Genomic DNA, 12883 nt, shown 5'->3' on the forward strand with positions numbered 1-12883 from the left:
GCCTCCTGGACGTCGGGGCCCGAGCTGGCTGGCCAATCCGGCTCCCACGTCGGCCTGTTGACGCCCTGATCCTTCCTTCGTTCCAGCGAGAAACAGAGGCACGCCATGACTGAGCGTCTGTCGGTAGAGATCGACGAGCGGAACGACGCGTTCACCAGCGCGGTGAAGAGCAAGCTCCTGAACCACCTGCCCACCGCCAGCACGGAGTCGCTGGACTGGCTGATCATGGAGCACTACCAGTTCTCCTTCGCGAACTGTGGCCTGCTGCAGGCAGCAGTGGAGTGCACCAAGACGCTCGCCGAGCCGGGCGTTTCGGTGGAGCTGCAGCGGAACGTGGACGAGGAGGACGGCCACGCCCCGATGTACAAGCAGGGCATGCTGAACGTCGGCACCGATATGGACAAGCGGGTGGAGTTCCCCGCCACCACCAAGTTCCTGGCCGAGGTCAAGGCGCTGTGTGCCCCGAATCCGTCGCGGGCGCTGGGCGCGCTGTACGCGACCGAGACCGCTGCGATCTTCGAGCACGAGGTCTTCTTCGAGATCTGCCGCGAGATCTGTGACCGTCGAGGCTTCACTTACGAGGGCAGCCTGATCAAGCGCTTCCACGACATCCACCTGGAGGACGGGGTGGAGCAGGGCCACAAGGATGGCCTGGCTGCGTTCGTGGACCTCGACCAGACTGGTGTCGAGTTCCCCGAGGGCGAGGCGATCGATCGAGGGGAGGTCCGGCAGGGTGGCCTGGACGCGATCGAGGTCATGCAGGTCTGGTGGGACGCCCTCCTCGACAAAGCCCTTGCCGAGCCCGCAGGCACCGCTGTCTGAACAGACCACAACGCCGCGAGTAGGAGAGGTTGGCACGTGACAGACAAGGTCGTCCTTGACCATGGAGCCGGTGGCGGGATGAGCCAAGAGCTCATCTCGGGGACCATCGCCGGGATACTTGGCGACACCTACATCGGTGAGATGGAGGACAGCGCACTGCTGGAGCTCCCCAGCATGCGAATAGCAATGACGACCGACTCGTTCGTGGTTGACCCGATCTTCTTCGGCAACGGCGACATCGGCAAGATCGCTATAGCCGGCACGGTCAACGATCTCGCGGTGAGTGGTGCGCGGCCGCTTTACCTGACCTTGGCTGTCGTACTGGAGGAAGGCTTCGAGCTCGAAGACTTCCGCCGAATCCTACGCTCCGTCAGGGATGCTGCCAGGGTGGCAGATGTGAAGATCGTGGCCGGCGACACCAAGGTCGTCCGGCGAGGAGAGGCAGACGGAATCTTCCTCAACACCACTGGTGTGGGAATGCTCGAGCGCCCGTTCACGCTGTCCAGTCGGACACTCCAGACCGGTGACCAGGTCATCGTCACGGGCTTCCTCGGCGACCACAGCATCCACATCCTCTCCATGCGAGAGGGACTGGGATTCGAGCGGCGCGTTCACAGCGACTGTGCGGTGCTCAGCCATGTCGTCGCGGATGTCCTCGACACCTGCGGTGACGGTGTGCGCTGCATCCGGGATATCACCCGCGGCGGACTCGGCACGGTCGTCAACGAGTTCGCCCAGGCGTCGGCCATTACCATCGAACTGGACGCATCGGCCCTGCCGATCCGGCCGGAGACGGCCATGGCGGCGGACATGCTCGGTGTCGACGTGATGTACCTCGCCAACGAGGGAAACCTCTGCCTGGTTGTCGCGGCCGAGCAGGCAGAGGCGGCCCTCAAGGCCCTGCACGCCCACCCGGAGTGCGCGCAGGCCGCGGTGGTCGGGCAGGTCGTCACCGCCGAGGCAGGCACCGTCCGGATGGTCGACGTAGACGGCCGTGTCTCCACCGTTGAACTGTTGTACGGAGCCCAGTTGCCGAGGCTCTGCTGATGGCGGCCGAGGCGGTACGCAGGACCCTTGAGGTGGCCGGCTTCGTGCAGGGCGTGGGCTTCCGGCCCTATGTGTACCGCCTGGCCACCCAGCACATGCTGGGTGGCTGGGTGCGCAACGACACCCGGGGCGTCACGATCTGCATCGAAGGACCGCGTGAAGAGGCCGACATATTCGGCGAGGAGCTGTTGAAGCGGCTTCCCGACCTGGCCCGCATCGATTCCTGCACCATGGTCGCCGAGGAGCCGGTGCGCGACTGGACCTCCTCGTTCACCATTCGACACAGCGAGTCGGACGGAGGGGCCGGAGCTCTGGTCACCCCGGACAGCTACGTGTGCGCCGACTGCGCGAAGGAGCTCTTCGACCCGGACGACCGGCGCCACCGCTACCCCCTACTCAACTGCACCAACTGCGGACCGCGATACAGCATCATCCGTGGCCTCCCTTACGACCGACCGAAGACCACCATGGCGGACTTCGCCATGTGTCCGGAGTGCCAGGGTGAGTACGAGTCGCCCGCGGACCGGCGGTTCCACGCCCAGCCCAACGCATGCCGGTCGTGCGGCCCGCAGGTACGGCTGTTGCTGCCGGACGGCTCCAAGGTCGGCACGTCCGATCCAGTGTCCGTGGCCGCCGAGATGCTTCGAGACGGGCGCATCCTGGCGGTCAAGGCACTCGGCGGCTACCAGCTGATGGCTGATCCTTGCAGCCGTTCCGCAGTGACCGAGCTGCGGGCGCGCAAGGAGCGCAGCAGCAAACCCTTCGCACTGCTCGCGCGTGACAGTGCGACAGTCGCCGAGTACGCCGTGATCGACGATCAGGAGCGGCGGCTCCTGGAGTCACCCGGACGCCCGATCGTGCTGCTTCAGGCCCGGCCGGACAGCGGACTCTCACCTGACGTGGCACCAGGCTCCACCACGCTGGGGTTCATGCTGCCGGCCACGCCGTTGCAACACCTCCTCCTCCATGCCGTCGGCCCGGTACTGATCGCGACCAGCGCCAACGCACCGGACGAGCCGATGGCCTGCACCGAGGACGAGGCGCTGCACAGTCTGCAGAGCCTTGCCGATGCCTTCCTCGTGCACGACCGCGAGATCCACACGCGCGTGGACGATTCGATCGCCCGCGTCGTGCACAGTACGGTCGACCCGAAGGTCGCCTTCGTGCGACGCGCCCGTGGCTACGTCCCTGACCCTGTGCCGACTCCCTTCCCGGTGCCGCCCGTCCTGGCACTCGGCGCGGAACTCAAGAACACCGTGTGCCTCGGCAGCGGCGACAACCTCTACGTCAGCCAGCACATCGGTGACCTCAAGACCCTGGGCAACCAGCAGTTCTTCGCCGATACGATCGCGCACCTGCGCGCCATGTTTGGTATGACGCCGAAGTACGTCGCCCATGACCTGCATCCCGACTTCCACAGCACCCGCTACGCCGCCTCCTGCCAGGACGTGCAGCTGGTGGCCGTCCAGCACCACCATGCCCACATGGCCTCCTGCATGGCGGACAACGGACTGGACCGGCCTGTGATAGGAGTCGTATTCGACGGCACCGGCTACGGCACCGACGGCACGATCTGGGGAGGTGAGTTCCTGATCGGCGACTACCGCGGCTTCGAGCGGAAGGCGCACCTGGCGCGCTTCCGGCTGCCGGGTGGCGACAAGGCCGTGCGAGAGCCCGCCCGGGTCGCCATCGGCCTCCTGGCGCAGCATTTCGGCGCCGACGCCGCGGCCCTGCCGCTCGACCTCCTTCAGCGGCGGGATCCCTTCGAGGTCGGTGTCCTCATGAAGATGGCCGCACGAGGCATCAACGCGCCGGAGACCTCCAGCATGGGTCGGTTGTTCGACGCCTACTCCGCCCTGCTCGGCGTGTGCGAGCAGGTGGGCTACGAGGGGCAGGCGGCCATCGAGCTCGAACAGCTCATCGCCTGGGATCACACCCCGGCGGAGCCCTGGCCGTTGCGGCTGCAGGATGAGGACGGCCGCCTCGTCATCGACCACAGGCCATGGCTGGAGGCGCTCCTGTCGGATGTCTCCGACCGCGGCAGCTCTGCGGCGCAGGTGAGCCGGACGTTTCACGAGAGCGTGGTTCGTGCGGTGGTGGAGATCTGCCTGCGCCTGTCGCTCACCAGCGGGCTGAAGGACGTCGTCCTCAGCGGCGGTGTGTTCCTGAACCAGCACCTCCTGGTCAGGGCCGAACAGGAGCTGACCCAGGCCGGACTCAGCGTGCACACCCACAGCCGTATCCCCACCAATGACGGCGGGCTCTCCGCAGGACAGGCTATGGTCGCCGCCGCCCGGGCCAACTCATGACGAAGGCGGACATGGACGAAAAGCGGGTCAGGGGGAGCCTCGACGCCATCGTCGGGCAGATCCGGCAGTACGTGCCCAGCATGGCACCGTATTTTGAGATCGACAGGCCCCTGGGTGAGTACGCGGCAGGACTTCAGCCGGCCCGCGTCGGCCCGGTGCACGCCGACCGGCAGGAAGCTGTCGCGCGCGCCGTCCGGCAGGTGCTACGGCAGGCGTTCGGGCCAGCCGCAGCGGAGGTCTCCGTGGACGCGAGTGACGTGCGTGCGATCAATATCGTGGATCACCACCAGCTGCTGAACCACCCGCTGCTGTTGGGGACCAACATCATCGCCAACGCGGACAGGCTGGTGGGAGGCGGCGGTCGGCGGCCGATCGTTACGTTTTCGTGCAGCAACGTGCCACCGAGTAACCATTACATGCGCAACGGCTTCCAGTTTCGCGGGGAGGCGATCCCCTACTTCAAAGCGAAGGAACACCGTGATGCGATGTACTACACGAGCGTCCGGTCCTTCGACTTCGTTGAACGGCTGCGCGCACTCAAGCGCTGGGAACGCTTCAAGTCGGACGACCAAGCCTTCCTGATCGAGTACCAGGGCCTCCTCAACGGCCTCGACTACTCGCACACTAACCGCCACCGCGACCAGCTCGCTGTCGCGCTGCGGCGTACCTGGCCGATGCTGTTCTCACAGGAACTCCGTCGAGACGTTCCGGAGTTGCTCTACGCCAACTCCGAGGATGTGGCGCGAGAGTGCCTCGTTGAGCTGCTCGCAGGGGAGAACTTCCTCTCCGCTGCGCTCTTTGACGCGGAATTCCGGCAGCACGTCCTGGATGCCTTCCGAGGCATCGTGGTTGCCTGGGACGAGGCCGCCGGCAAGGGCACTCACTTCTTCTGGCGCAAGTACCCCGGCCGACCCGAACTGCTCCGCCTGTTCGTCGACGGATCGGACCTGGTACCGGCGGACCCGCGCTTCAAGGACCTCAAGGTGCCCCTGGAGCCTGCCGCCATCCGTGACCATCTGGAGCGCGAGGAGATCATCCCGTCTGTCGCGCTGTGCATGAGCGTCCTGCTGTACGCGGGGGTCAAACCCCTGGTGGGGCCGGGTTCGCTCGTCTACACCACCCAGCTGAAGGAAGGCTGGACCGCGCTCCTTGAGCGGCACGGGTACGCCTCCGAGGCGAGCCTCGTCGCGCAGGTCGACACAGCGGGTCTGATCGCGGGAACGCCGATGTTCTTCGGGCGTTCGGGAGACGCGGTGCGGACGCTCTACGCGGCTGATGTCTTCAGCATGGGCGGCATGTCTGAGAGCTACATGAAGACCGCGCTGAGCGCTCCACTCAAAGACCTGCTGTCCGTTGGCTCGAGTGGTGTGTACGACTTGTTCTCTAACTCGTACATTCCGAAGGAGAAGCAACTGACTGAACGAATTGGCTTCGACGAGGCAGCAACAATCATCCATGGATGGGTGTGACTGCGCGGTGACGACCTCGTCCGAACTGTCGGTGTCGGGCTAACGAGGGTGAGCACGATTGTGCTCTCGCTGAGATTGAGACCGTCAGCAGGTCTGCGGGACGGCAAGTCCCGCACTCCGGGCGCGGAGCTGAAGCCGCCCATGGCGCGGCCCCCCGCGCTGCGGCCCGACCTCGCCCGCGAGCGGGGTATGGGCGCCACGAGCATGGCGCGGTGGCCCCACAGCTACAGCATCCCGCTCCGCGCCCGCGGCGACGGAGCAAGCCACGAGACTGCCCTTCGTACGGTAGGCGAGGCTGCCCGCACTCCCCGCTGCGAATCGTCATGACCTCCCCGTTGACGGTGCCATCCACAGCATGACTCAAGCCAGTTCGGGTTGCGGTTCCGGTTGCCTCGCTGATGTGGCCTTCGGTTCCCGTGATTTGGTGGTCCGTACGTAGCCGTAGATCACTGAGGTCATCGCCAGTATGAGAAGTGGTCCGAACACCCAAGGATGTTCGGCCATCTCCATCGACAGAAAGCGGTATGACATCAAGAGCGCAACGAAGACGGTTGCGCCGTAAGCGACCAGCTGGGTTGCTGACCGGTCCCAGCCGCGTGCGAGCGAGCGCAAGGCTGCCTCGATCGTGAGCGTGAACACCACGCCGGCAATGAGATCCGCGCCGTAGTGGTAGCCGAAGCCCAGCGTTGCGCCGAGCGTGGTAATCAGCCAGAACACGCCGAAGAATTGCAGAATCCGTGGGCCCTTGCGGGAATGAATGAAGAGCGCGGTAGCCCACGCCGTGTGCAGGCTGGGCATGCAGTTGCGTGGGGTGATCTCGTCGAACAGCATGTGGTGCGGCGCAATGATCGGCGGCGGCGTGTCCGGCCACAGGTTGGCCAGCGCCCAGTGCTCCCCGCCAGTGCCGTAGGCGCCGGTGCCGTAGGCGAAGATCGGCCCGACCACCGGGAAGATCATGTAGATGCCCGGCCCGAGGAGGCCGATCACCAGGAACGTGCGCACCAGATGATGGCGTGGGAAGCGGCGCTCGACCGCCACGTTACGCAGCTGGTACAGCGTGACGATGACCGCGGCCACCGCAAGCTGAACGTAGACGTAGTCGAGAACGTGGGCGCCGATCGGACCGGTGGCCCTGACAATCCGGCCTACCAGCCACGACGGGTTGCCCAGCGCGTGATCGGCGGTTGCCACGTACTGGTCGAGCACCGCCGGGCGGGTCTTCGACGTGATGAGTAGCCAGGTATCGCCGGTCTTGCGGCCGGCCACCAGCAGCAGGGCCAGCCCGACGCCCTTCAGCAGCAGGACACGTTCCCGGCCGGTGCGGCGCGTGACAGCGATGACCGCATAGCCCAAAACCACCCACAACGCGCCGTTGCCGAACATCATCTTGGCGTCGACCGCCCACCGCACCAGAAAGAAGGCGATGTCGATGCCGATCGCGACACCAGCCGCGATGAACCGTTGCCGCCAGGGGAGCACCACCATCATCAACGCCATACTGGCGTACAACAGTGGCCCCGATTTGGGGGCGAATATCACCTCTTTCGCCTGGTTGGTGATCGGCCCCGGTACGCCGTAGCGACGTGCGGCGATCTCCAGCATGATGAGGAACCCGAGGGCCACCACACCCGCCGTGGCCCACAGTATCGCCCGTGGCTGACGCCACGCGGCGAACGTAATTCTGGAGCTTATTCGCGAAAACACCCGCGATGCTATAGATGTCAATTATTTGGCCGATTTGCTAGATGTTGGTTATTTTCCGTTGAAGGACGGGCGATGAACGTGATCATCGCGAGTTCGAACATGCTAGCGGGGTGGTGCGGGTGGGTTTCGCTGGGCGCCGCAGGGCTGCGAAGGCCGGTCGGTCCTGCGCTCGATGGTCCAGCGTCTCGGGGATGACCGTGAAACTCTCGATGCCTGGCGGGCATTGAGGGCATCGCAGGCTGCCCAGTGGGCTCTCAAGCGTATGCACCCGTGAACCGGCAGCTGGGCGGGATGCTGACATACCGTCAAGACGCTGAAAAGCACGCGGCTTCCCGGTCAATGGCCGCGTTCTGCCCCGCTACCGACTCAGTTTCGCCGCGCCCCGACCGGGCGCTGCACAACAGGTCTGAACCGGCGATCAGGCGACGGGGCTCGAAGCGCCCTCGGAGGAACCGGGTGCCCTGGTGAGACACAAGTCGTCGGCCATCGTGAGACAACCCTCTCGCACCGCAGGGCACAGCGCTGCCGCATGAAAGGCGAGATGAGATCCCACACGCAGCGCGTGGCCGTGCGAAGCCATGAGCGCGCTCGTCTTCGCCTCTTCGCCGTCCAGCACCTTGGCGTAGCAGCGCTGAAGTGCGGCGACGCTCTGCCCTGCGCGTCGCGCCGTCTCGGCACGGTGAACCACAGGGCTCCGCGGCAGGCGATGGCGGACATGATGTTCACGCGCAGGCGCTTGCCGTTGACCTTCACCACCGGGGTCTGCCCCTTCGGGGCCCAGCTGCGACCCGGGGCGCGGTGTCCGAGCGCAGCTCGCCTAAGTGCGGTGACCGGAATGGTTCACCGGCTCGCGACGTTCCCCCAGCTACCGCTGGGGGTGCCCCCAGGCACGGCACCTCGCGGCGTTGTCGCATCGCGCGAGTACGGCCGAGTACGAGCTGCGACGCTCCGCCTTGCGATGCACCGCACCTGGGGGCACATCGGGGGGCATCCTAAGCGGTAGCTGGGGGAGGTAGCTGGGGGAGTCGCGAGCTTCCGGCAAACCTTTCCGGTCACAGCACTGGCCAGCCCCTCGTTCCGGTCGGGCAGCACGGCACGGGCGATGCCCGTGAGATTGCCCTGCGCGACGAGGATCTCCCTCCGGTTCGATCCGTCGAGACAGGCCGCGAGCGACTCGCTCTCTCACTCACGACCCGAAAGTGGTAGGTCCGGAAAGTGGCGCAGCGCGTCCAGCATGGCGCGCACCGCCGCTCGGGGTGGCGAGCCGCGGCGGATTGCCGCCGTGATCGTGCGGGTCAATGGAGTCGCGAGTTCCCTGGTGACGACGCGGTAACGGCGGTCGACCGCCAGGCCGGGCAGCAGTGCGATCGACAGCCCGGCCTCGACATGCTGCAGGGTCATCATGTAATTGCTGAACCGGCACACCACCTGCGGCTCGAACCCCGACTGACGGCAAAGCCGTTGGGTGAGATTCGCCATGTACGACTGTGGCATGTCGAACGCCCACGGTTCGTCCGCGTAGGCCGCAAGGTCCGCGGCCCCGCGCCCGGCCGCGGGATGCTCGGGCGGTACCACCAGCAAGATCGGGTCCTTGGCCAGCGGTACGAGGTCGAGGTCCGGCCCCAACGGCAGCTCGTCGAAGTCCGTGGTTGTGATGACGATGTCCGCGTCGCCGACCCGCAGCGCGGGCACGCTCTCGTGCGGCTCCAGCTCAAGCAGCTCGATCTCGAGATGCGGATACTCGCGCACCAGCCGGGTCACCGCCGGCACCGCCATGGAGTGGATCGCGCTCTGGAACGCCCCCAGCCGCACCAGCCCGGCCGGTTCATCGCCGAATCCGCGCAGCTCCGTCTCAACGCTGTCCATGTGATCGAGGATGGCCCGCGCCCGACGCGCGAGGATCAGCCCGGCCGAGGTCAGCCGCACCCGGCGTCCCGTTCGTTCAAGGAGCTGTGTGCGCGTCTCGGCCTCGAGCACGGCGAGCTGCTGAGACACACTCGACGGGCTCAGATTGGCGGCCTGGGCGACCGCCCGGACGGTGCCCAGCGTGTCCAGCTGGCTCAGCAGCCGGAGCCTCCAGGGGTTCATCATGCCGTCATTCTTGTGCGGTTTTACCGAACAGGACAGCCGGAATTGTGAGATGGACGTGTCACTCGAGGGCGACTTACCGTCACAGACATGGCTGCTTCGACTACCGCCCCGCCGTCCACTGAAACCTTCTGGGCCGATGCCGAGAGGCACCTCGTCCGCTACGGTGGCGAGTTCACCCGGGAGATCATCGACCGCGCCGCCGGCAGTTTCCTGTTCACCGCGGACGGCCGGAAGATCCTCGACTTCACCTCCGGCCAGATGAGCGCGATCCTCGGCCACTCGCACCCGGAGATCGTCGCGACCGTCCAGCGGCAGGTCGCGACCCTCGACCACCTCTACAGCGGCATGCTCAGCCGTCCGGTGGTCGACCTGTCCCGGCGGCTTGCCGACACGTTGCCCGCGCCGCTGGAGAAGGCGCTGCTGCTGACGACCGGAGCCGAGTCCAACGAAGCCGCGATCCGGATGGCCAAGCTCGTCACCGGCAGGCACGAGATCGTTTCGTTCGCGCGGTCCTGGCACGGGATGACGCAGGCCGCCGCGTCCGCCACCTACAGCGCGGGGCGCAAGGGTTACGGCCCGGGCGCGCCGGGCAACTTCGCCATCCCCGTGCCGAACGTGTACCGGCCCGACTTCACCGCGGCCGACGGCTCGCTGGACTGGCGCCGCCAGCTGGACTTCGCCTTCGACCTGATCGACGCCCAGTCGACCGGCAGTCTGGCCGCGTGCCTCGTCGAACCGATTCTCAGCTCGGGCGGAATCATCGAGCCGCCGGCCGGGTATTTCGCGGCTCTGCAGGACAAGTGCCGGGAACGCGGCATGCTGCTGATCCTCGACGAGGCCCAGACCGGACTGTGCCGCACTGGGACCTGGTACGCGTTCGAGCGCGATGGCGTTGTCCCCGACATCCTCACGCTGTCCAAGACGCTTGGTGCGGGACTGCCCCTCGCGGCCGTGGTCACCAGCGCCGAGATCGAGCAGGAGGCGTACGAGCGAGGGTTCCTGTTCTTCACCACGCACGTCGCCGACCCGCTGGTGGCCGCGGTCGGCAACACCGTCCTCGACGTCCTGACCGGCGACAAGCTCGATGAGCGGGCACGATCGCTCGGCGCGTTCCTGCGCCAGGGTCTGGTGGACATCGCCGGGCGCCACGAGGTCGTCGGTGACATCCGCGGCCGGGGCCTGCTGGCCGGGCTCGAACTCGTCGTCGACCGAGAGACGAAGCAGAGCTCGGACGCGCTGGGCGCGCGGGTCACCCGGCGCTGCCTACAACTCGGCCTGCATATGAACATCGTCCAACTCCCCGGCATGGGCGGAGTCTTCCGGATCGCACCGCCGCTGACCGCCACCGAGGACGAGCTCTCGCTCGGCTTGACGATTCTGGACGAGGCGATCGGCGACGCCTGCGCCGTTCTCTGATCACCCGTCCCTGACGGACGGGGACACCGACGCGCTGCGCGAGTGCGCTGGACGTCGAACTCATGAGCGTCCTCGGTCCCGGAGGCGTCCGGCCGCCTCGACTGGCTGACCGGCATCGACAGCCACTCGCGGGAGGAAGACGTCGTTCGGCGCACCTGGGCGGACGAGGTGGTGGTGAGCGGGTGATACCGCTGAGCAGGTCACCGCTGCGCGGTGAATTGGTGAAATCGCGGAGCGTCGTCCGCTCGTCGCGCGAGCCGGACCTGCTCATGCCTCGACCATCGGAAGGATGTCGGCCTGACGGACGGAGGACCGATGGGGCAGGATCAGCGGGAAATCGCGCAGCCGAGGGAAGCGGTCACCAACAGGCGGATCAGCGCGGGCATCAGGATCAGAGGATGGCTGACGACGACTGACCACAAGGTCATCGGCAACCTCTACATGGTTACCGCGTTCGGCTTCTTTCTGCTGGCTGGTGTACTGGCCATGCTGATGCGCGCGGAACTCGCCCGGCCGGGGCTGCAGGTCGTCAGCGCCTACCAGTACAACCAGCTTTTCACCGTGCACGGCACCGTCATGATGCTGCTGTTCGCGACACCCATGTTCGCCGGATTCGCGAACGCCGTGATGCCACTCCAGATCGGTGCGCCGGATGTCGCCTTTCCGCGCCTCAACGCGCTCACCTACTGGCTTTTCCTCTTCGGCGGCTTGATCGTGGTTTCCGGGTTCGTCGTCCCCGGAGGCGCCGCGTCCTTCGGCTGGTTCGCGTACGCGCCGCTGAACAGCGCGGTCTTCACACCCGGCGCCGGCGGGGACCTGTGGACCATGGGGCTGGTGCTCTCCGGAGTCAGCACCACGCTGGGAGCGGTGAATTTCACCGCCACGATCGTGTGTCTGCGCGCCCCGGGGATGACCATGTTCCGGATGCCGCTCTTCACCTGGAACGTGCTGTTCACCTCCATCCTTGCCCTGCTGGCGTTCCCGGTGCTGGCTGCCGCGCTGCTGGCCCTGGAGGCCGACCGGAAATTCGGGGCCCATGTCTATGACTCCGCCAACGGCGGGGCGATTCTGTGGCAGCACATGTTCTGGTTCTTCGGTCACCCGGAGGTCTATATCGTGGCCCTGCCGTTCTTCGGGGTCGTGACCGAGATCATCCCGGTGTTCAGTCGGAAACCGCTGTTCGGATATGTCGGAATGGTCGGTGCCACCATCACCATCACCGTCCTCTCGGCGGTGGTGTGGGCTCATCACATGTTCGCCACGGGGGCGGTCCTGCTGCCGTTCTTCTCCCTCATGTCATTCATCATCGCCGTGCCGACGGGAGTGAAGTTCTTCAACTGGATCGGCACCATGTGGCACGGGAGCATCTCCTTCGAGACGCCGATGCTCTGGTCGTTGGGATTCCTCGTCACCTTTCTGCTCGGCGGACTCAGCGGAGTGCTGATCGCCTCACCGCCCCTGGACTTCCACCTCACCGACTCGTACTTCATCGTGGCTCATCTGCATTACGTCCTCTTCGGGACAGTGGTATTCTCCATGTTCGGTGGTTTCTATTTCTGGTGGCCCAAATGGACTGGTCGTATGCTCGACGAACGTCTTGGGCGTATTCACTTCTGGACGCTTTTCGTCGGATTCCAGCTGACGTTTCTGGTCCAGCACTACCTGGGTGAGGCGGGCATGCCCCGTCGTTACGCCGACTATCTCGCCTCGGACGGGTGGACCACACTGAACACCCTCTCGTCCATCGGATCCTTCCTGCTCGGCCTGTCCACCCTGCCGTTTCTGCACAATGTCTGGCGCACCATGAGCCGCCCGCCCGACGTCGAGGTCGACGACCCATGGGGCTACGGCCGTTCCCTGGAGTGGGCGACGTCCTGCCCTCCGCCGCGGCACAACTTCAAGGCCTTGCCGCGCGTGCGCTCCGACTCGCCGGCCTTCGATCTCAACCATCCGGACGTGGCGGAGAGGGCGCCGATCATCGGTCGTGGCGGCCCGGCAACTCCCGACGAACGAGGGGTGTGACGC

General features: G+C 66.1%; 8 protein-coding genes. 6 read left to right on the plus strand and 2 right to left on the minus strand.

From position 1 onward, the window contains the following. Positions 1-105: 105 nt before the first annotated feature. The 4 genes from ABD858_RS33090 (at position 106) to ABD858_RS33105 (ending at position 5647) form a co-directional block, all read left to right on the plus strand. Entirely contained in the window at positions 106-822 is a 717-nt protein-coding gene (locus ABD858_RS33090) for a DUF3865 domain-containing protein (RefSeq protein WP_345033941.1), read from the plus strand. A 78-nt stretch (positions 823-900) separates the two neighbouring features. After that, complete coding sequence (hypE, locus tag ABD858_RS33095; protein ID WP_345033939.1) at positions 901-1869, plus strand: hydrogenase expression/formation protein HypE; 969 nt, start codon at positions 901-903, stop codon at positions 1867-1869. Continuing rightward, on the plus strand, positions 1869-4178 hold the full coding sequence (hypF, locus tag ABD858_RS33100) for a carbamoyltransferase HypF (RefSeq protein ID WP_345033938.1): 2310 nt from the start codon (positions 1869-1871) through the stop codon (positions 4176-4178). The genes hypE and hypF overlap by 1 nt, the downstream gene beginning before the upstream one ends. Positions 4179-4189: 11 nt before the next feature. After that, the gene (locus ABD858_RS33105; RefSeq protein WP_345033937.1) at positions 4190-5647 is read left to right on the plus strand and encodes a hypothetical protein; all 1458 of its coding nucleotides are present in this window, start codon (positions 4190-4192) and stop codon (positions 5645-5647) included. A 360-nt stretch (positions 5648-6007) separates the two neighbouring features. On the opposite strand, the gene ABD858_RS33110 is transcribed toward ABD858_RS33105, so the two are convergent. Further along, positions 6008-7249: a phosphatase PAP2 family protein gene (locus tag ABD858_RS33110; protein ID WP_345033936.1), complete on the minus strand. Its 1242-nt coding sequence runs from the start codon at positions 7247-7249 to the stop codon at positions 6008-6010. A gap of 1284 nt (positions 7250-8533) precedes the next feature. Next, positions 8534-9442 (minus strand): LysR family transcriptional regulator, encoded by a 909-nt coding sequence (locus tag ABD858_RS33115; protein WP_345033934.1) that lies wholly within the window; start codon positions 9440-9442, stop codon positions 8534-8536. 87 nt (positions 9443-9529) lie between these two features. Here ABD858_RS33115 and ABD858_RS33120 point away from each other — a divergent pair, with 87 nt between their 5' ends. Further along, entirely contained in the window at positions 9530-10858 is a 1329-nt protein-coding gene (locus tag ABD858_RS33120) for an aspartate aminotransferase family protein (protein ID WP_345033933.1), read from the plus strand. Between the two features lie 315 nt (positions 10859-11173). After that, the gene (gene ctaD / locus ABD858_RS33125) at positions 11174-12880 is read left to right on the plus strand and encodes an aa3-type cytochrome oxidase subunit I (RefSeq protein WP_345033932.1); all 1707 of its coding nucleotides are present in this window, start codon (positions 11174-11176) and stop codon (positions 12878-12880) included. The last annotated feature ends 3 nt before the right edge of the window (positions 12881-12883 follow it).

Source organism: Streptomyces sannanensis (assembly GCF_039536205.1).
Lineage (GTDB): Bacteria > Actinomycetota > Actinomycetes > Streptomycetales > Streptomycetaceae > Streptomyces > Streptomyces sannanensis.